Source organism: Nocardioides sp., assembly GCF_004803405.1.
GTDB classification, from domain to species: Bacteria; Actinomycetota; Actinomycetes; order Propionibacteriales; family Nocardioidaceae; genus Nocardioides; species Nocardioides vastitatis.
Window position 1 is genome coordinate 1 of record NZ_SSXI01000284.1, and the last position, 19129, is coordinate 19129.

Below are 19129 nucleotides of genomic sequence, written 5' to 3' on the forward strand. Positions count from 1 at the left end.
CGCCACCGCGCCCTCGGCGATCGCGCCGAGCGCCGCCTCGTCCGCCAGCGCGGCCGGCAGGTAGGCGGCCGTCTCCACCCAGGGTCCGGTCACCGCGTGACGCCCGAGCGCCTCGAAGGCGATCACCATCTCGACCGGCGTGGCGCCCATCCCGCCGTACTCCTCGGGCACGAGGAGGGCGGGCACGCCCTGCTCGGCGATCCGCTGCCACAGCTTGAGACCGGGGCCGGTGTCCCCGTCCGCCCACGCCCGGGCGATGCCGACCGGATCACTGGCGGTGACCAGCGCGTCCAGCGAGCGGGCGAAGTCCCGCTGGTCGGCGGTGAGCTCGAACCTCACGTGTGGGCTCCCTTCGCCTCGCTGTGTTGGTGCGCTCGGCTCGGTCCGCCCGGCAGCGGTCGCGCGGGCCGTTCGTGTGCGGCGTTCACCGGGCTCCCCTCGCCTCGCTGTGTCCGTGCGCTCGGCTCGGTCCGCCCGGCAGCGGTCGCGCGGGCCGTTCGTGTGCGGCGTTCACCGGGCTCCCCTCGCCTCGCGGGGCAGACCGAGGATCCGCTCCGCGATGATGTTGCGCTGGATCTCGTTCGTGCCCGCGTAGATCGGTCCGGACAGGGCGAAGGTGTAGCCGTCGAGCCAGGACGACCCGAGCTCGGCCTCCGGGCCCAGGAGGTCGAGCGCAGCCTCGTGGAGGTCGACGTCCAGCTCGCTCCACCAGACCTTGTTGACCGATCCGGCCGCGCCGATGTCGCCACCGCTCGCCAGCTTGGTGACGGTGCCCCAGGTGTAGAGCCGGTAGGCCTCGGCCTTGATCCAGGCATCGACCACCCGGTCTGCCAGGCGCGGGTCCGGGCGATCGGCGTACAGGGCGAGCAGCCGGTCCGCGGCAGCGGTGAACCTGCCGGGGGAGCGCAGCGAGAGACCGCGCTCGTTGCCCGCCGTGCTCATCGCGACCCGCCAGCCGTCGCCCGGTGCGCCCAGGACATCGGCGTCGGGCACGAACACGTCGTCGAAGAAGACCTCGGCGAAGCCGGCCTCGCCGTCGAGCTGGGCGATCGGCCGGACGGTGACGCCGTCGGCGTCCAGCGGGAACAGGAAGTAGGTCAGGCCGTGGTGGCGCACCTGCTCCGGATCGGAGCGGAACAGGCCGAAGCCCCAATGGGCGAGGGCCGCGCGGGACGACCAGGTCTTCTGGCCGTTGAGGACCCAGCCGCCGCGCTCCTCGTCGCGGCGGGCGGTCGACTTCAGGGACGCGAGGTCCGAGCCCGCCTCCGGCTCGCTCCAGCACTGGGCCCAGATCCGCTCGCCGGTCGCCATCGTCGGCAGGAAGCGGTCCTGCTGCTCCTTCGTCCCGTGCTCGAAGATGATCGGCGCGAGCAGGAAGATCCCGTTCTGCGAGACCCGGCCCGGGGCCCCGGCGCGGTAGTACTCCTCCTCGAAGATCACCCACTCGACGAGCGATGCCTCGCGGCCGTGGTACTCCCTGGGCCACGACACCACCGACCACCGGTCAGCCGCGAGCCGGGCCTCCCACTCCTGGTGAAGTGCCCAGCCGGCCTCGGTGTCCATGGACTGCAGCGGCTCGGCCGGCACATTGGCCGCCAGCCATGCGCGGGCCTCGGCCTGGAGGGCGAGCTCCGACTCGGACAGGGTCAGGTCCATCAGATCTCCTTGGGGGGCTTCGGGACTCGCACCTCAGCCACGGCTCGCAGCTGGTCCTTGAGCACCTTGCCCCCGAGGTTGCGGGGGAGCGCGTCGACCTTCGCCACCGACCGCGGCACCTTGAAGTTGGCCAGTCGCTCCCTGGCGAACGCGATCACGTCGTCGGGTCCGGCAGCACCCACCACGAACGCTCTGCCGACCTCGCCCATCCGGTCGTCGGGCACGCCGATCACGGCGACGTCGTCGACACCGTCCATCCGCAGCAGCGCCTGCTCCACCTCGGCGGGGTAGACGTTGAAGCCGCCCGAGATGTACATGTCCTTGAGCCGGTCGGTGATCCGCAGGTTCCCCTGCTCGTCGAGAGTCCCGACGTCGCCGGTGTGCAGCCATCCGTCCTCGTCGATCGCCTCAGCCGTCGCGGCGGGGTCGTCGAGGTAGCCGAGCATCACGAAGTCACCGCGCACGAGCAGCTCGCCCGGGCCGTCCTGGTCCGACCTCCGCCCGGCCGGGCGGAGGATCCGGGTCTCCATGCCGGGGATCGCGCGCCCGCAGGTGCTTGCGATCAGCTCGGGCGGGTCGCCGTGACGGGCCATGGTCACGACCACGGCCTCGGTCATGCCGAAGGCGGTGACCACGGTGTCGAAGTCCAGCCCGTCCGGGGCCAGCATCTGCTCGACGAGCACCACGGGTACGACGGCCGCGCCGGTCACCGCCAGTCGGAGGCTGGACAGGTCACGGTCGGCACGCGTCGGCGCGGTCAGCAGCGACTGATAGATCGTCGGCGCGCCCGGGAGCACGCTGATCCGCTCCCTCTCGATCAGGTCGAACGCCTGGTCGACGTCGAACGTGGCCATCGGGAAGAGCGTGGTGCCGGTCGTGAGGCCGGTGATGATGCCCACCTTGTAGCCGAACGAGTGGAAGAAGGGGCTGATCACCAGGTAGCGGTCCTCCGCGGTCACCCCACCGATCTCGCCCCAGATCCTCGACACGTTGACGGTCTGGCGGTGGGCGGTCATCGCTCCCTTGGGGCGCCCGGTGGTGCCGGAGGTGAAGAGGATGTCGGCGACGTCGTCGGGCGAGACGCCGTCGGCGCGGGCCTCGACCTCGCCGGCGTCGACGGCGGCGCCGCGTACGGCGAGCGCGGGCAGGTCGGCGATGTCGACCACCTCGCGCACGTTGTCGAGCGGCGAGGCCGCGCGCAGCTCACTGGCCTGCGAACGCCCGAGGAACCCGTCGGCGAGGACCACCAGCGTGGCGCCGGAGCGGTCGACGATGTCGGCGGCCTCGTGGCCGGTGTAGCGCGAGTTCAGCGGGACCAGGGTGCCGCCGGCGTAGGTCGCGGCCAGCGCGGCCACCACCCAGTCGATGCTGTTCGGCGCCCAGAGCGCCAGCCGGTCTCCTGGCCCGAGCCCGGCGGCCATGTAGCCGCGGGCGGTCTCCCGCACCGCCTCGAGCAGGCCGGCGAAGCTGACCACGCGGTCGCCCTCGACGTAGGCAGGCTTGTCGCCGTACTGCTGCGCTGCCGCCCGCAGCGCTGTGGGGATCGTGTCCGCCATCGCTCCTCCACGTTCGCCGAGTGCCTGTCCCCAGACCCTACCAAGCATTTGCTTGGTGTGGCAGGCTGGCCACGCCTCGGGTCGGTCGGCGACAGGGGCGTCGCGCTGAGAGCAGGGGAGCAGGGTCGATGGGTCGCGTGGACGGCAGGGTCGCACTGGTGAGCGGCGGCGCGCGGGGGATCGGCGCAGCCAGCGCACGGTTGCTGGTCGCGGAGGGTGCCAAGGTCGTCATCGGTGACCTGCTCGACGAGGAGGGCAGCGCGCTCGCCGACGAGCTCGGCCCCCCGGCGCGCTACGTCCACCTCGACGTCACGGTCGAGGAGGACTGGACCGCGGCGGTCCGCGGCGCGACCGAAGGGTTCGGCAGGCTCGACGTCCTGGTCAACAACGCCGGCATCGTCAACGGCGGGCAGCTGCAGAGCTTCAGGATGGACCGGTGGCAGGAGATCCTCGATGTGAACCTCACCGGCCCGTTCCTCGGGATGCGCGCCTCGGCCGACGCGATGATCGCGGCCGGAGGCGGCTCCATCATCAACACCTCCTCGATCGAGGGGCTGCGGGGAACGCCCTGGGTTCACGGCTACGTCGCCACGAAGTGGGGTCTGCGGGGATTGACCAAGTCGGTGGCGATGGAGCTCGCTCCGCACGGGATCCGCGTGAACTCCATCCATCCCGGTCTGATCCGCACCGCTCTCACCGAGGGGGTTCCCGACGACATGATCCCGATCCCGCTCGGCCGTCCCGGCCGGCCCGAGGAGGTGGCCGCCTTCGTGCTGTTCCTGGCCAGCGAGGAGTCGTCGTACGCCACGGGCTCGGAGTTCGTGATCGACGGTGGCACGGTCAGTCAGGTCCCGCACAAGGCCTAGGCTGACCTACCAAGCATTTGCTTGGTAGACTGTCGTCGTGGACCTGACCGAGAGCGCGGAGGATCGCGCGTTCCGTGCGGAGATCCGGGAGTGGCTCGGCGACCATCTCACCGGTGAGTGGGCCGCCCTGCGCGGGCTCGGTGGACCCGGTCGGGAGCACGAGGCGCACGACGAGCGGCTGGCCTGGAACCGGCTGCTGGCCCAGCACGGCTGGACAGCACTCGGCTGGCCGAGGGAGTACGGCGGCCGCGGGCTGTCCCTGTGGCAGCAGGTCATCTTCCACGAGGAGTACGCCCGCGCCGAAGCGCCGGCGGGCGTCAACCACCTCGGTGAGCAGCTGCTCGGGCCGACGCTGATCGCGTTCGGCACCCCGGCCCAGCGGGAGCGCTTCTTGCCGCAGATCGTCGCGGTACAGGAGCTGTGGGCGCAGGGCTACTCGGAGCCGGGAGCCGGTTCCGACCTCGCCAACGTGCAGACGAAGGCCCGGATCGACGGCGACGGATGGGTGATCGACGGCCAGAAGGTGTGGACCTCGCTGGCCCACCTGGCCGACTGGTGCTTCGTCGTCGCCCGCACCGAAGCCGGGTCGACCCGCCACCGGGGCCTGTCGTTCCTCCTGGTCCCGCTGAGGCAGGACGGCGTGGAGGTCCGGCCGATCGAGCAGCTGACCGGCGGGTCGGAGTTCAACGAGGTCTTCTTCAGCGGGGCTCGGACCGCGGCCGACATGGTCGTCGGCGAGCCGGGCCAGGGCTGGAGCGTGGCGATGGGCCTGCTGGGCTTCGAGCGTGGCGTGTCGACGCTGGGGCAGACCGTCGGGTTCGCGCGTGAGCTCGACAGCGTGGTCGCCCGGGCCAAGGACAACGGCGCGTTCGACGACCCGATCGTCCGGGACCGGCTCGCCCGGCTGAAGACCGAGCTGACCGTGATCAGGAGCTTCGCCCTGCGGTCCCTGGCCCTCGTCGAGAGCGGTCCCGGAGACAGGACGCCCCAGGTCGCGGGCGCGGACTCGATCTTCAAGCTCGCCTGGGCCAACTGGCACCGCACCCTGGGCGAGGTCGCGATGGACGTGGCCGGTCCCTCGGGGCTCCTGGCTCGGCGATCCGACGACCAGGTGGCGTCGTCCGGCGGATATGACCTGGACGAGCACCAGCGGCTCTTCCTGTTCTCCCGGGCCGACACCATCTACGGCGGCAGCGACGAGATCCAGAAGAACATCCTCGCCGAGCGTGTGCTCGGCCTTCCTCGCGAACCCAAGGGGTCCTGATGACAGCAACCCGCGCAGAGCAGCCCACGCCCGACTACGTGCCCGGCCACGACCTCCTCGCCGGGAAGGTCGTCGTGGTGACGGCGGCGGCCGGAGCCGGCATCGGCGCCGCCGTCGTACGGCGGGCCCTCGAGGAGGGCGCGAAGGCCGTGGTCTTCAGCGACACCCACGAGCGTCGGCTGAAGGAGGCGGAGGAGGCGCTCTCCGCCGACTTCGGCGCCGATCGCGTCCGGCAGCTGGTCTGCGACGTGACCCAGGAGGACCAGATCGCCGCGGTCCTCGACGCGGCCGAGGAGTTCGGCGGCGTGGACGTGATGGTCAACAACGCCGGCCTGGGCGGCACTGCGAGCATCCTCGACATGACCGACGACGAGTGGAGCAGGGTCCTCGACATCACGCTGACCGGCACGTTCCGCGCGACCCGTGCGGTCGGCCAGCGGTTCGTGGCGGCGGGCAGGAAGGGTGTCATCGTCAACAACGCCTCGGTCATCGGCTGGCGGGCCCAGGAGGGCCAGGCGCATTACGCGGCCGCGAAGGCCGGCGTGATGGCGCTGACGCGCTGTGCGGCGCTGGACCTGGCGCCGCACGGCATCCGGGTCAACGCGGTGTCGCCGAGCCTGGCGATGCACCCGTTCCTGGAGAAGGTCACCTCGCCCGAGCTGCTCGTGGAGCTCAAGCAGCGCGAGGCATTCGGGCGGGCCGCGGCGCCGTGGGAGGTGGCGAACGTGATGGTGTTCCTGGCCAGCGACTACGCGTCGTACCTGACCGGCGAGGTCATCTCGGTGAGCAGCCAGCATGCCTGAGCCCCGGAGCGGTGGAGCGACCGTGAGCACCGCAGTGCCGAGCCGGCGCGAGGAGCTGCTCGCCATCGCGGCGCGGCTGTTCGCGGAGAAGGGGTTCCGCAACACCACCGTCCGTGACATCGCCGACGCGGCCGGAATCCTGTCCGGGAGCCTGTACCACCACTTCGACTCCAAGGAGTCGATGGTGGACGAGATCCTGTCCACCTTCCAGAACGAGCTGTTCGGCCAGTACGACGAGATCCTCGCGAGCTCCGAGGACGCCCGCGCCAAGCTCGAGCGGGCCGTGCGGGTGTCGTTCGAGGCGATCGACAAGCACCCGCACGAGGTGGCGATCTTCCAGAACGATGCCGACCACCTCGGCAGCTTCTCGCGGTTCGGCTACCTCGCGGACCGCAACACACAGTCCCGGCAGGTCTGGGTGACCCTCATCGAGGAGGGCATGCGCACGGGCGTGCTGCGTCCCGATCTCGACGTGACCCTGACCTACCGCTTCATCCGCGACACCGTGTGGGTCGCCGTGCGGTGGTACCGACCCGGACGCGGGCTCACCCACAGCGACGTCGCCGACCAGTACGTACGGATCCTGCTGGACGGGATCGCTCAGCCCTCCAGGAGGAGATGACATGGCCACGACCCCCGCCTACATCGTCGACGCCGTGCGAACCGCGGTGGGCAAGCGCGGTGGCGCGCTCGCAGGGGTGCACTCCGCCGACCTCGGCGCCCACACCCTCGCTGCCCTGGTGGAGCGGACCGGCGTGGACCCCGGGGCGGTCGATGACGTCATCCTCGGCTGCTGCGACACCATCGGTTCGCAGGCCGGCGACGTGGCTCGCACGGCCTGGCTGGCGGCGGGCCTGCCGGATCACGTGCCCGGGGTGACCATCGACCGCCAGTGCGGTTCCTCGCAGCAGGCGGTGCACTTCGCCGCGCAGGGCGTCATGTCGGGGACGCAGGACCTCGTGGTGGCCGGCGGCGTGCAGAACATGTCCGCGATCCCGATCTCGGCCGCGATGCTCGTCGGCCAGCAGTACGGCTTCTCCACTCCCTTCGCCGAGTCTCCGGGCTGGCTGAAGCGCTACGGCGACCAGGAGGTGAGCCAGTTCCGCTCGGCCGAGATGATCGCGGAGAAGTGGGAGATCTCGCGTGAGGAGATGGAGGCCTTCGCGCTCGCCTCTCACGAGCGCGCACGCGCAGCGATCGCCGAGGGTCGGTTCGCCAACGAGATCGCGCCCCTGACCCTCGAGGACGGCACGGTCGTCGACACCGACCAGTGCCCGCGGGAGACCTCGCTGGAGAAGATGGCCGGCCTCGAACCGCTCGCTCCAGGCGGTCGGATCACCGCCGCGGTGGCGTCACAGATCTGCGATGCATCGTCGGCGATGCTGATCGCCTCGGAGGCCGCTGTGGAGAGGCACGGGCTGACGCCTCGCGCCCGCGTCGTACATCTCTCCGTGCGCGGGGACGACCCGGTCTGGATGCTCACGGGCCCGATCGGCGCGACCAGGGCGGCGCTGGAGAAGTCAGGGATGTCGATCGACGACATCGACCTGTTCGAGTGCAATGAGGCGTTCGCGTCGGTCGTCCTGGCATGGATGAAGGAGACCGGAGCACCGCACGACAAGGTCAACGTCAACGGCGGCGGCATCGCACTGGGCCATCCCATCGGAGCCACCGGGACCCGCCTGATGACGACCATGCTCAACGAGCTCGAGCGCACCGGCGGCCGCTACGGCTTGCAGACCATGTGCGAGGGCGGCGGGCAGGCGAACGTCACCATCATCGAGCGCCTGGGCTGAGCTGCGGCTCAGTCCCCCCTGCGTCGCTTGCGTTCCGCCTCGAACGCGACCTGACGCAGGCGATCGCCGTGCAGCGACGGGTCGGCGAACGCGAGAGCCACGCCGGTGCCGCCGGCGAGGCTGACGTGCCGCACGACGGTCGCGGCATGGACGATCTCGTCGTCGTCGATACGCAGCACGGACTGGACCTGGGTGCCGACAGGGGGCGGGACGCCGGACACGGAGGCGAGCACCCCTCCTTCGCTCAGGTCGAGCACGACGCCGGCCAGGCGGTGGGTCTGCGGCTCGGTGCCGTTGGTCGAGGCTGAGACGGCGGGTGGTCCGTCGGTCCAGCTCACCACGACCGGTATGGACACGTCGGCGCGGAAGTACTCACGCTTCTGGACGCCGGTCAAAGGTCCGGTCAAGGTGAGCAGCCAGACCCGGCCCCTGCCACGTCGCTCCGGTCGGGTCGTCACGGCGTATTCCATCCGTCCGAGCGCAGAGGTCCAGGCGATCGACGCGTCGAAGTGGTGCTCCAGGGGATCCAGGCCCTCGGGGCAGGCGACCACGATCGTCGGATCGTCCCGGTTCGCGTCGACCTCGAGGACCTTCGTCTGGAAAACGAGCGAGCGACCCACAGTGCGACGTACGGTCAGCTCGACGGTCTGCATCACCTCGGGGTGAGGGTGGGACCCGGTCCCGCGGGGCCGCAAAGTCGCACGCATGTACGACCTGTCGGCACGGCGCCGCCTCATCTGAGCGACCCGATCACAAGCAGGTCCACCAGATCCCCACGACCCCGGGGACCAGCCCGAGTAGTAGCCAGGGAGAGCGGAGCGTGCGCCCGTTGATCGCGAGCGTGCCTGCGATGCCGCCGACCATGAAGGCGGCGGCGATCAGGTTCAGGGCGACCTTCGCGTCGATCCGGTCCTCGGGGACGTGCTCGGCGGCGATGACGAGCCCGGCCACCAGGTGCAGGACGGTGGTGATCACCAGGACCGAGACCACCCGGCGCTGCACTCGCTGCAGTCGGGCATGGTCCTCGGGAGCGGGTGGCCGCCGCGGTGCGGTGGGGTCCATCAGGTGCCGGCGCGTCGTGGTGGGAGAACCGCTCTGGGATCCCGACGGCGGCTGCTGGCTCACGCGGTCACAATATCCAGTGGAACCCCTCGTCGGGTCACCCCATGCTGGTGGTATGGACATCGCCCCCTTCGGTCCCGACGACGCGGCCGAGCTCGAGGCCTGGGCCGACCTGGCGAACGCGGTCGCGCGCCACGACGCCCCATGGCAGCGCCCGGTCACCGCGAAGCTGGCGGCCGCGCAGTTCCGGCATGGCTGGGACGGCGAGCCCTCGACCCCCTATCTCGCCCGCCGAGACGGCCGAGTCGTCGGTGCAGGCACCGTCGCCACCAGTGAGCGGGACAACCTCCACCTCGCCTGGCTGGGCGTGCAGGTGCATCCGGAGCATCGGCGCCACGGGCACGGCAGCGCGATCCTGGAGGTGCTGCTCGACGAGGCAGGCCGACGCGGCAGGACCAGCGTCGGCATCGGGGGGTGGGAGGCCGACGCCGCGGCGGCGTTCGCCAAGCGCCACGGCTTCGAGCGCAAGCTGGCGGCGATCAACCGGCGCCAGTTCCTGGCGGACGTCGACTGGGCGGAGCTCGACCGGCGGTACGACGAGGCGGTCGCCCACGCGACCGACTACGAGCTGGAGCGCTGGCGCGGGGCGACGCCGGCCGAGCGGCTCGACGAGCTCGCCGAGATGGCGTCGGCGATCAACGATGCCCCGCACGACGACCTCGACATTGAGGACGAGGTCTTCACCGCGGAGCGGATGGCGGCGTACGAGACCGCCGTCGCGGGACGCGACGAGCGGCTGTATCGGATGGTGGCGCGGCATGTCCCGAGTGCGTCGCTTGCCGCGCAGACCGTGGTGGTGGTGTCGGCTGACGAGCCCACGTGGGGGGAGCAGCACGACACCTCGGTGATGCGCGTCCACCGTGGGCACCGGCTCGGCCTGCTGCTCAAGGTCGCGACGATGCGCTGGATCCGCGAGGCCGAGCCACAGGTAGAGACCGTCGACACCTGGAACGCCGAGTCCAACGACCACATGATCGGCGTCAACGAGCTCCTGGGCTACCGGGTCATGGGCCGCGAGTACTCCTACCAGCGCGCGCTGTAGCCGTGTCGGGGTGCGACGACGGATGAGCGTTCGCCGCGGTCAGTGGGCGGGCAGCTGCCCGGTGAGTCGCCCGTGCCGGTCGGCGCTCGCCTCGTTGAGGCCGACGATCTCGACCGCCTTGCCCTTGCGCTCGTACTTGGTGGTGATGGCATCGAGCGACGCGACGGTGGATGCGTCCCAGATGTGGGACGCCGACAGGTCGATGACGACCCGGTCCGGGTCGTCGGCGTACTCGAACTGCGTGTAGAGGTCGTTGCTGGACGCGAAGAAGAGCTCGCCGGTGACCCGGTAGACGGCGGTGACGTTGCCGTGCTCGTCCTCGACGAGCTCGCGGTCGGTGGCGGTCACGTGGGCGACGCGGCGCGCGAACAGGGTCATCGCGACCAGGACGCCGACGGCCACGCCGATCGCGAGGTTGTGGCTGAGGACGGTGACGATGACGGTGGAGAGCATGACGGTGGTCTCCGACTTGGGCATCCGGCGCAGGGTGGCTGGCCGGACCGAGTGCCAGTCGAAGGTGCCGACCGAGACCATGATCATCACCGCGACGAGTGCCGCCATCGGGATCAGCGCGACGACGTCGCCGAAGCCGACGACCAGGATCAGCAGGAAGACGCCGGCCAGGAACGTGGAGATCCGAGTGCGCGCCCCGGACACCTTCACGTTGATCATGGTCTGGCCGATCATGGCGCAGCCACCCATCCCGCCGAAGAACCCCGTGATGAGGTTGGCCCCGCCCTGACCCCACGCCTCGCGGGTCTTGTCGGAGTGGGTGTCGGTGATGTCGTCGACCAGCTTCGCGGTCAGCAGGGACTCCAGGATGCCGACGAGCGCCATGGCGAGCGCGTAGGGCGCGATGATCTCCAGGGTGTCCAGCGTCAGCGGCACATCGGGGAGGAAGAGGGTGGGGAGGCTGTCGGGCAGGTCGCCCTCGTCCCCGACGTCGGGCACGTTGATGGCGCCGATGATCGTGAACGCGGTGAGGGCGACGATCGCGACCAGGGGAGCCGGTATCACCTTGGTGACGCGCGGGAACCCGACGATCACGGCGAGGCCGACGGCGATCATCACGTAGACAAGCCAGGGCACGTCGATCATGTGGTCGAGCTGGGCCTCGAAGATCAGGATCGCCAGCGCGTTGACGAAGCCGACCATCACCGAGCGCGGGATGAACCGCATCAGCCTCGCCACACCGGCCAGGGCGAGCGCGACCTGGATGGCGCCGCCGAGGAGCACGGTGGCGATCAGGTAGTCGTAGCCGTAGTCGCGCATCACCGGGGCGATGACCAGGGCGATCGCGCCCGTCGCTGCGGAGATCATGGCGGGCCGGCCGCCGAGGAACGAGATCGCGACCGCCATGGTGAACGACGCGAACAGGCCGACGCGGGGGTCGACACCGGCGATGATCGAGAACGAGATCGCCTCGGGGATCAGGGCGAGCGCGACCACGAGCCCGGCCAACACCTCGATGCGCAGTTGCCGCGGCGACCGGAGAGCCGTCATCACTGAGGGTTCGGCGGGATGGTGCGGGTACGTGGCAGTCCTGGTCACCGGTGAAGGCTACGCATTCGAGGACCGATCCTTGTTACTTGACCATCTGGTAAAGTAACTCTCATGCCCGCTGCGCACCGCCCCTCCCAGAGGACCGCGATCCTCGACGCCGGGTTGGGCTTCCTCCGCGACGGCGGTGCGATCTCCCTCGACTCGGTGGCCAGGGCGGCCGGTGTGACCAAGCCCGGCCTGATGTACCACTTCGCGACGAAGGAAGCGCTGATGAGCGCACTCGTCGAGCACCGACTCGACGACTGCGAGCGTGAGCTCGAGCAGTTGGTTCCGGAGCCCGCTGACCGGACCTCGGTCAGGGAGCGCCTGGCCGCCTATGCGCGATGGGCGGTCGACTACGAGCACGATGCCGCGGATCTCCTCATGCTCACCGACCCGCGACTGCGCCAGCGGATGACGCAGCGATGGTCCGAGCGCCTGCGCCCCTGGCTGGAGATCCCCGCCTCCGTGCCCGAGACCGATCGGGCTCGCCTCACCGCCGTCCGGCTCGTGGCGGACGGCTGCTGGTTCGCCGACGTCACCGGGATCCTTCCGGTTCCCGCCCGCGACCGGGCTGCGCTGCTCGCCGCCGTCCTCGAGCTGCTCGACGGGGTCCAGGCATGACGAAGTGGCTGCTGCTCGGCTGTGCGATCGCCAGCGAGGTCACGGCCACGCTCTCGCTGAAGGCGGCGCTCGACCGACCCGTCCTCTACGCGGTGGTTGCCGTCGGCTACCTGGCGTCGTTCGTCCTGCTCGCGGCGGTCCTCCGGCGCGGCATGGGTCTCGGTGTCGCCTACGGCATCTGGGCGGCCCTGGGCGTGGCCAGCACCGCCGTCCTGTCCGCCGCCATCTACGGCGAGCCGCTCACTGCCGTCATGGGGGTCGGGCTGGCCATGATCATCGGGGGTGTGCTGATGGTCGAGATCGGCGCCGAGGGCGCGCGCGCCCGGATCGAGAGCGGAGCGATCTGATGCAGTGGCTGCTCCTCGCCGGAGCGATCCTGTTCGAGGTGCTCGGCACTCTCTCGCTCCGCATGGCCGCGACCGGCCGACGAGCCTGGTACACCGCTGTCGCCGTCGGCTACGTCGCGGCCTTCGCCGCGCTGGCCCTTGCGCTCGACGAAGGACTGGCTCTGGGGGTCGCCTACGGCATCTGGGCAGCCGTCGGAGTGGCGCTCACGTCCATCGCGTCGCGGGTCCTCTTCAAGGAGCCGCTGACGCCACTGATGGTCGCCGGCATCACCCTCATCGCGACCGGGGTGCTGGTGGTCGAGCTGGGCGCCCACTGATCCGCTCGCGCCGTGCGGATCACCCAGGTCAGGAGTAGCGGTGACTCTTCGCGGCGTGCCCGCGCTCGCGGGTGCAGGTGCGGCCGCTCATGTTCCGGTGGCCGCAGAGCTCGTCGTCGGGCTGCGCTTCGGCGTCGTGGGCCGGTGGCGTCGACGCCTCGGCCGGCCTCGGCGTCGGCTGCGGCCTCACCCTCGGCGGGGCGCTGCGCTGGGCGGCGCGGGCCTGGTCCTGCGCGTAGCGCGCCTCGCGCATCGCGCGCAGGGCGTCCATCTTGCTCATGGCTTGCTCATCGGCTGGTCACCTGAGAGACCCTAGCCGCACCCTCCGACAGTGGAGGTCAGAACCGCCCGCAGCTCAGCTCGCGTCCGCCGCAGCGACGTAGACCCATGCGGTCGCCCCACTGCCGAGCGTCACTTCAACCCGGACGTAGTCGTCGACCTCGTAGTCGTCGGTCGCTGCGAGCTCGTCGGCGTTGAGCGTCAGGTAGGAGCCGTCCACCGAGCCCGTCGCAGGGCCACGGCGGAGGATGGGGTGGCGATCCGATCCACTCGCCGCAATCACCACCGGATCGGTGATCGTGATCCAGTCGAGTCGAAACCCGGGAAGAGTGTCGGCGACCGTCGGAACCGCCCGTCCGTACACGGCCTGCTGAACGTCGGCCTGGCGCAGGGTGCCGTATGAGAAAACGCGATGCTCCACGCCCGCATCGTAGAACGCAGGCCGCTTCGCTCACGGGAGCAGCGCGCACCAGCTGGTGACCGCGGCGACGTGACGGCCGGGAGGAGCATCAGTTCTCTCCAGGCGCTCTGCACCGGGGCGCCGGCATGCTCAGACCAGGTACGACCCCGCCCGGCGCAGCTCCTCCGCGGCCCGCGTGACGACTCGGTCGATCAGCTCCTCACACGTCGGCAGGTCGTCGATCACACCGACGACCTGACCGCTGGCGAGCACGCCGGCCGAGGTGTCGCCCTCGACGAGTCCGGCGCGCAGCATCGTGGGGGTGTTGGCGGCGAGCGCCATCTGGCCGAGCGTGCGGCCCTGCTGCCTCCTCATCTCGCGGCCGTCCCTGAGCAGCTCGACCCAGGACATGCCGGAGGTCCGCTTGAACTCCAGGGTACGGCGCAGGGTCGGTCCCATCCGCCGCACGAGGCTGGACTCCTCGAGCTGCTCGACCAGGTCGGTGCGCAGCATCCGGTGCGGCATCCCGTCGACCTTCGCGGTCACCACGGTGTCGGTGAGGCCGCGGTCGAGGTAGAGCTGCTTGACCGCGTCGGGGACCGCGCTGTCCCTGGTCAGCAGGAACCGGGTGCCCATGCCGATGCCGGCGGCGCCATAGGAGATCGCGGCCGCGAGCCCTCGCCCGTCGAAGAACCCGCCGGCAGCGATGACCGGGATGTCCACGGCGTCGAGGACGGTCGGCAGCAGCAGCGTGGTCGGGATCGGACCGGTGTGGCCCCCGCCCTCGCCGCCCTGCACCATCACCGCGTCGGCGCCCCACGAGGCGACCTTCTTCGCGTGCTTGGCCGCGCCGACCGAGGGCATCACGACGATGTCGTGCTCCTTGAGCGTCGCGATCAGCTCCGGCTTGGGTGCGAGCGCGAACGAGGCCACCTTGACGTCGTACTCGATGAGCAGCCGGCACCGCGTGGGCGCGTCGGTGGCGTCGGCGCGGAGGTTCACGCCGAACGGCTTGTCGGTGCGGCTCTTCGTCTCGACGATCGCCTTCTCCAGCTCCTCCAGCGTCATCGTCGCCGACGCCAGGATGCCGAGGCCGCCGGCGTTCGCGGTGCCGGAGACCAGGCGCGGCCCGGAGACCCAGCCCATGCCGGTCTGCACGACCGGGTGCGGCACCTTGACGAGGTCGGTGAACGGGGTGCGGAGCAGCTGCTCGATCACCGCTGCGCCGCCTCTGCGGCGTCGGGCACCTCGCGGAAGCGCAGCCCCTTGGGGTCGAGCATCTCGCGGATGAGGATCAGCTCCTCGTACGACGGGGCGCGGGTGCTCGGCACGTCGGCCGGGACGGCGAGGTCGAAGCCGGTCGCGTCGACCACCTCGTCGACCGTCACGCCGGGGTGGACGCTCAGCAGCCGCACGGTGTCCGCCGGCCCCCGGACGTCGAGGACCGCCAGGTTGGTGACGATCCGATGGACGTCGTTGAAGCGTGCCGCCGCCGGGCCGGCGGCCTTCGCCCGTGCCGGACCGACGCCGGAGACGATGTCGACCTGCTCGACGAAGACCCGGGGCGAGTGCTTCGGCACCCAGTAGGACGTGCGGTTGTTGACGGTGTTGCCCGGCGCGCCGCGGGAGCCGAGCAGCTGGCGCTTCGGCTGCGCGAAGTCGCCGATCGCGGAGATGTTCTGGTTGCCGTGGCGGTCGACCTGGGTCGCGCCCATCATCACGTGGCGCTTGCCGTAGGCCACCACGTCGAAGACCCGCCGGAACGGGATCCAGCCCTCGACCACGTCCGTGCCCCCCAGTGGTGGCACGCCGCCGAGGAAGAGCGACTCTCCGTCGCTGATCACCAGGTCGGGGTTGGACGTCAGCTTCGCGAGCCGGACGCCGAGAGTCGGCAGCAGCCCCATCGGGCTGGCGAAGATCTCGCCGTCCTGGCTGAACGCGTCGGCGATCGCGGCAGCGCAGACGTCCGCGCGGGTCCAGTCGGTCATCGGTCGCTCTCCTCGTGGAATGCCTTCACGGCTGCCTGGTACGACGCCTCGTCGCCGGCGAGGAAGCGGTCGTGGAACGCCTGCCAGTCCTCGTCGGAGCCGCCGGCGGCCGCGGCGTACTCCCTCTGGAACCGCTCGTCGCGCTCGTAGTCGGGCGTACAGGTCGTGAAGTGCGCTCCGTTGGGCGTCTCGACCACGCCCTCGACCATCATCCGGCTCAGCAGGAGGCGCTGGACGGGCGTGTCCACCGTCAGGCCGGCAGTGTCGAGGACCTGCTCGACGCTGACGTAGGTCCGCTGGGCGGCCATCGCGAACAGGTCGTCGAAGTACGGGTCCGGTCCGAGGTACGCGGCGTTGCCGTGCATGTCCGCACGGTTGAGGTGCACCAGCGCCACGTCCAGGTTGAGTGCAGGCACCGCGACGAGGTCCTCCCGCACGCCGTCCGGGTCCGGGTACGGACTGGTGACCGTTCGGATCCAGGGGTTGTTGACCAGGACGTCCGAGCCGAGCCCCGCGCGCATCGGCAGGAAGGGGAGTCGCTGTGCCGCCGCGCGCAGCCCGGTCTGGAACATGCCCTCGTCGAGCTCGACCACCTCGGGGACGGCCTTGGTCTGCCGCGCCCGCTGGAAGTTCGGCTCGAGCGGGACGGAGTCCAGCGACACGAACGCGTAGACGAGCTTGCGGATCTTGCCGGCCCGCGCGAGCAGGCCGACATCGGCGCCGCCCCAGCTGACGATGGTCAGGTCCGTGAGGTCGGAGTTGTACAGCGCCCGGACCAGGGCCATCGGCTTCCGCCGGGGACCCCAGCCGCCGATGCCGATGGTCATCCCGCTCTCCAGGCTGCCGATCACGTCGTCGATCGACATCCGCTTGTCGCGCGGCTTGCGGCTCACTTGCTGCCCCCACTCTTGTCGGTTGCCTTGCTGGTCCCGGCGAACTCGTCACGGAGCTCATCGCTGACGCCGGCGAGGTTGAGCTCGAAGGTGAAGCCCTGCTCGAACCGGTAGGACTTGTTGACATCGATCGGGTCGATCCCGTTGAGCGCCTCCTTCGCGGCGCGGATCACCCGGGTGTCCTTGGCGGCGATCTCGCCGGCGACGTTGAGCGCGGCCGCGTCGAGCCGGTCGCGGGGGACCACCTCGAGCACCGAGCCGAACTGCACCAGGTCGGCAGCCTTGATCGTCCGCGCGGTGAAGTACAGCATCCGCATCATGTGCTGGGGGACCAGGCGTGCCATGTGGGTCGCTGCGCCGAGGGCGCCCTGGTTGACCTCGGGGACGCCGAAGTACGCGTCGTCGCTCGCCACGATGCAGTCGGCGTTGCCGACCAGGCCCACCCCGCCGCCGACGCAGAAGCCGTTGACGGCCGCCACCACCGGGACCGCGCACTCGTAGACCGCCTTGAACGCGGCGAAGCAGCCTCGATTGGCGCCGATCAGCGCCTCGAAGCCGCTCGTGCGCTGCATCTCCTTGATGTCGACGCCCGCGTTGAAGCCCTTGCCCTCTGCGCGCAGGACCACCACGTGGGTCGCCATGTCCCTGCTGGCCTCGTCGAGCGCCGCGGCCACGTCGAACCAACCCTGGACGGTGAGCGCGTTGACCGGGGGAGCGTTCATCGTCACGACGCGGATGCCGTCGCTGCGCAGCTCGCTGGTGACTGTCATCGCACTCCTTCGGTGGTTGAGGAGCCGCCGGGGTGTCGCGGCGGCGTCTGCCTTCGGTGGCGGCGTCTCGAAGCCTACCAAGCATTTGCTTGGTAGGGTGTGGGCCATGGTGCTGGCACTCGATCTGTCCGGGCGGGTCGCCCTCGTCACGGGTGGCGCTCGGGGCATCGGGCGCGGGATCGCGGAGGTGCTGCTCGAGGCGGGCGCGACCGTGGTCACCTGTGGACGCAGTGAGGCAGAGCCACCTGCAGGCGCCACGCACCGCACCTGCGACGTGCGGGAGCCCGCGTCGGTGGAGGCGCTGGTCGCGGACATCGTCGCCGCGCACGGCGCGCTCGATGTCGTCGTCAACAACGCCGGCGGAGCGCCGTACGCCATGGCGGCGGAGGCCTCGCCGCGCTTTCACGACAAGATCGTCGGCCTCAACCTGATGTCCACTCTGCTGGTCAGCCAGGCGGCGAACCGGCAGATGCAGCAGCAGTCGAGCGGCGGCTCGATCGTCAACATCTCCTCGGTCTCGGCAACGCGGCCCTCGCCGGGCACGGCGGCCTACGGCGCCGCGAAGGCCGGCCTCGACGCGCTGACCACCTCGCTGGCGCAGGAGTGGGGACCGCGGGTCCGCGTCAACGCCATCGACGTCGGCCTGGTGCGGACGAGCGACACGGCGGATCACTACGGCGGCGACGCGACCGTCGCCGAGATCGAGCGCACCATCCCGCTCGGCCGGATGGCCGACGTCGCGGAGATCGGCCGGCTCGCTGCCTTCCTGGCGAGCGACCTGTCGTCGTACGTCTCGGGTGCTCGGGTCGCCTGCCACGGCGGCGGCGAGCAGCCGGTCTTCCTGTACATCGCCCAGAACGCCCAGATCATCCAGAACGCACATCAGCAAGGAGAGCCCGAGTGAGCAAGCTGCTGGAGGGCCGTGTCGCGATCGTGACCGGCGCCGGACGAGGCATCGGACGCGCCCACGCGCTGGAGCTCGCGCGGCAGGGGGCGAAGGTCGTGGTCAACGACTACGGCGTCTCGCTGGCCGGGGAGGGCACGGGGGAGACGCCGGCCGAGGAGGTCGTCGCCGAGATCCGGGCGATGGGCGGCGAGGCGGTGACCAACGATGCCGACGTCGCGGACTTCGCCGCTGCGGAGGCGATGGTGCGGCAGGCCATCGACACGTTCGGCGGGCTCGACATCCTCGTGAACAACGCCGGCTTCGTGCGTGACCGGATGCTCGTCAACACCTCCGAGGAGGAGTGGGACTCGGTCATCCGCGTGCACCTGAAGGGCCACTTCGCGCCGCTGCGGCACGCCGGGGCGTACTGGCGCACGGAGGCCAAGGAGGGCAGGCAGCGCGCGGCCCGGGTCATCAACACGTCATCGGGTGCGGGCCTCCAGGGCTCGATCGGGCAGGGCACCTACTCGGCTGCCAAGGCGGGTATCGCCGGGCTGACGCTCGTCGCCGCGGCTGAGCTGGGCCGGTACGGCGTGACGGTCAACGCGATCGCCCCCGTTGCGAAGACGCGGATGACCGAAGGTGCCTTCGACACCTCGGCGATGGCCTTGCCCGAGGACAACTCACCGGTGGTCGCCTGGCTGGCCTCCGAGGACGCGGGCGACGTCACGGGCCGGGTGATCGAGATCGACGGCAGCACGATCACCGTCGAGAACGGCTGGGCCCACGGCCCGTCCCAGGACAACGGCACGCGGTGGGCGGCCGTCGAGGTGGGTCCCGCCCTGCGGAAGCTGCTGGCTCAGGCGCCGAGGCCGGAGCCCGTCTATGGCGTGGGCGTCTGAGACACGTTACGAAAGGCTTTCGTTTTATTCGGAATGTGTGTAGCGTCACGGTGAAGTCCGTGACGCCGCACCCGAG

23 protein-coding genes are annotated in these 19129 nt (G+C 70.6%); 11 read left to right on the top strand and 12 right to left on the bottom strand.

All coding sequences use genetic code 11. From position 1 onward, the window contains the following. The 3 genes from E7Z54_RS19885 to E7Z54_RS19895 all read right to left on the bottom strand — a co-directional run. Positions 1–339 (bottom strand): acyl-CoA dehydrogenase family protein (locus E7Z54_RS19885; RefSeq protein ID WP_136436457.1); only part of this gene is annotated, 339 nt, incomplete at its 3' end. 171 nt (positions 340–510) lie between these two features. Further along, positions 511–1656: an acyl-CoA dehydrogenase family protein gene (locus E7Z54_RS19890; protein WP_136436458.1), complete on the bottom strand. Its 1146-nt coding sequence runs from the start codon at positions 1654–1656 to the stop codon at positions 511–513. Next, the gene (locus E7Z54_RS19895) at positions 1656–3212 is read right to left on the bottom strand and encodes a FadD3 family acyl-CoA ligase (protein WP_136436459.1); all 1557 of its coding nucleotides are present in this window, start codon (positions 3210–3212) and stop codon (positions 1656–1658) included. Before E7Z54_RS19895 ends, E7Z54_RS19890 begins: the two co-directional genes overlap by 1 nt. Before the next feature lie 128 nt (positions 3213–3340). Here E7Z54_RS19895 and E7Z54_RS19900 point away from each other — a divergent pair, with 128 nt between their 5' ends. From E7Z54_RS19900 to E7Z54_RS19920, 5 genes are read left to right on the top strand one after another with little or no spacing between them, the layout of a single operon-like run. Continuing rightward, the gene (locus E7Z54_RS19900) at positions 3341–4078 is read left to right on the top strand and encodes a glucose 1-dehydrogenase (RefSeq protein ID WP_136436460.1); all 738 of its coding nucleotides are present in this window, start codon (positions 3341–3343) and stop codon (positions 4076–4078) included. A gap of 37 nt (positions 4079–4115) precedes the next feature. Next, positions 4116–5342, top strand: coding sequence for an acyl-CoA dehydrogenase family protein (locus E7Z54_RS19905; RefSeq protein ID WP_136436461.1), 1227 nt, complete (start codon positions 4116–4118; stop codon positions 5340–5342). After that, entirely contained in the window at positions 5342–6145 is an 804-nt protein-coding gene (locus tag E7Z54_RS19910) for an SDR family oxidoreductase (RefSeq protein WP_136436462.1), read from the top strand. Before E7Z54_RS19905 ends, E7Z54_RS19910 begins: the two co-directional genes overlap by 1 nt. 22 nt (positions 6146–6167) lie before the next feature. Beyond that, complete coding sequence (locus E7Z54_RS19915; protein ID WP_240769802.1) at positions 6168–6767, top strand: TetR/AcrR family transcriptional regulator; 600 nt, start codon at positions 6168–6170, stop codon at positions 6765–6767. A 1-nt stretch (position 6768) separates the two neighbouring features. Then, the gene (locus E7Z54_RS19920) at positions 6769–7941 is read left to right on the top strand and encodes an acetyl-CoA C-acetyltransferase (RefSeq protein ID WP_136436464.1); all 1173 of its coding nucleotides are present in this window, start codon (positions 6769–6771) and stop codon (positions 7939–7941) included. Positions 7942–7949: 8 nt separating this feature from the next. Here E7Z54_RS19920 and E7Z54_RS19925 read toward each other — a convergent pair whose 3' ends face one another. Further along, positions 7950–8594, bottom strand: coding sequence for a PilZ domain-containing protein (locus tag E7Z54_RS19925; RefSeq protein ID WP_206056422.1), 645 nt, complete (start codon positions 8592–8594; stop codon positions 7950–7952). A gap of 97 nt (positions 8595–8691) precedes the next feature. Next, a complete protein-coding gene (locus E7Z54_RS23525) occupies positions 8692–9066 on the bottom strand; it encodes a hypothetical protein (protein ID WP_168798429.1) in 375 nt (124 codons plus the stop codon). Between the two features lie 52 nt (positions 9067–9118). On the opposite strand from E7Z54_RS23525, the gene E7Z54_RS19930 reads away from it, so the two are divergent. Beyond that, entirely contained in the window at positions 9119–10105 is a 987-nt protein-coding gene (locus E7Z54_RS19930) for a GNAT family N-acetyltransferase (protein WP_168798430.1), read from the top strand. Between the two features lie 39 nt (positions 10106–10144). Here the strand turns inward: E7Z54_RS19930 and E7Z54_RS19935 are convergent, their stop codons facing one another. Continuing rightward, positions 10145–11656, bottom strand: a complete 1512-nt coding sequence (locus E7Z54_RS19935; protein ID WP_240769803.1) for a SulP family inorganic anion transporter — start codon at positions 11654–11656, stop codon at positions 10145–10147. 63 nt (positions 11657–11719) lie between these two features. Between E7Z54_RS19935 and E7Z54_RS19940 the strand changes: the two genes are divergently transcribed. Genes E7Z54_RS19940 through E7Z54_RS19950 form a run of 3 tightly spaced genes read left to right on the top strand, consistent with a single transcriptional unit; the run spans position 11720 to position 12935 of the window. Continuing rightward, entirely contained in the window at positions 11720–12271 is a 552-nt protein-coding gene (locus E7Z54_RS19940) for a TetR/AcrR family transcriptional regulator (protein WP_136436467.1), read from the top strand. Next, complete coding sequence (locus E7Z54_RS19945) at positions 12268–12618, top strand: DMT family transporter (protein WP_136436468.1); 351 nt, start codon at positions 12268–12270, stop codon at positions 12616–12618. The genes E7Z54_RS19940 and E7Z54_RS19945 overlap by 4 nt, the downstream gene beginning before the upstream one ends. After that, a complete protein-coding gene (locus E7Z54_RS19950; protein ID WP_136436469.1) occupies positions 12618–12935 on the top strand; it encodes a DMT family transporter in 318 nt (105 codons plus the stop codon). The genes E7Z54_RS19945 and E7Z54_RS19950 overlap by 1 nt, the downstream gene beginning before the upstream one ends. Positions 12936–12963: 28 nt before the next feature. On the opposite strand, the gene E7Z54_RS19955 is transcribed toward E7Z54_RS19950, so the two are convergent. The 6 genes from E7Z54_RS19955 to E7Z54_RS19980 all read right to left on the bottom strand — a co-directional run bounded on the left by E7Z54_RS19955 (position 12964) and on the right by E7Z54_RS19980 (position 17265). Beyond that, a complete protein-coding gene (locus E7Z54_RS19955) occupies positions 12964–13215 on the bottom strand; it encodes a hypothetical protein (protein ID WP_136436470.1) in 252 nt (83 codons plus the stop codon). A 75-nt stretch (positions 13216–13290) separates the two neighbouring features. Then, on the bottom strand, positions 13291–13635 hold the full coding sequence (locus E7Z54_RS19960) for a gamma-glutamylcyclotransferase family protein (RefSeq protein WP_136436471.1): 345 nt from the start codon (positions 13633–13635) through the stop codon (positions 13291–13293). A 129-nt stretch (positions 13636–13764) separates the two neighbouring features. Continuing rightward, positions 13765–14832 carry an NAD(P)H-dependent flavin oxidoreductase gene (locus tag E7Z54_RS19965; protein WP_136436472.1) on the bottom strand — a complete coding sequence of 356 codons (1068 nt, stop codon included), beginning with the start codon at positions 14830–14832 and terminating at the stop codon, positions 13765–13767. After that, positions 14829–15602, bottom strand: coding sequence for a CoA-transferase subunit beta (locus E7Z54_RS19970; protein ID WP_136436473.1), 774 nt, complete (start codon positions 15600–15602; stop codon positions 14829–14831). Before E7Z54_RS19970 ends, E7Z54_RS19965 begins: the two co-directional genes overlap by 4 nt. Continuing rightward, on the bottom strand, positions 15599–16495 hold the full coding sequence (locus tag E7Z54_RS19975; protein WP_240769804.1) for a CoA transferase subunit A: 897 nt from the start codon (positions 16493–16495) through the stop codon (positions 15599–15601). The genes E7Z54_RS19970 and E7Z54_RS19975 overlap by 4 nt, the downstream gene beginning before the upstream one ends. After that, a complete protein-coding gene (locus E7Z54_RS19980; RefSeq protein ID WP_136436474.1) occupies positions 16492–17265 on the bottom strand; it encodes an enoyl-CoA hydratase family protein in 774 nt (257 codons plus the stop codon). Before E7Z54_RS19980 ends, E7Z54_RS19975 begins: the two co-directional genes overlap by 4 nt. A 106-nt stretch (positions 17266–17371) precedes the next feature. Here E7Z54_RS19980 and E7Z54_RS19985 point away from each other — a divergent pair, with 106 nt between their 5' ends. Both E7Z54_RS19985 and E7Z54_RS19990 read left to right on the top strand, forming a co-directional pair. Beyond that, entirely contained in the window at positions 17372–18169 is a 798-nt protein-coding gene (locus E7Z54_RS19985; RefSeq protein ID WP_136436475.1) for an SDR family oxidoreductase, read from the top strand. Further along, positions 18166–19053, top strand: coding sequence for an SDR family oxidoreductase (locus E7Z54_RS19990; protein ID WP_136436476.1), 888 nt, complete (start codon positions 18166–18168; stop codon positions 19051–19053). The genes E7Z54_RS19985 and E7Z54_RS19990 overlap by 4 nt, the downstream gene beginning before the upstream one ends. Positions 19054–19129 lie beyond the last annotated feature (76 nt).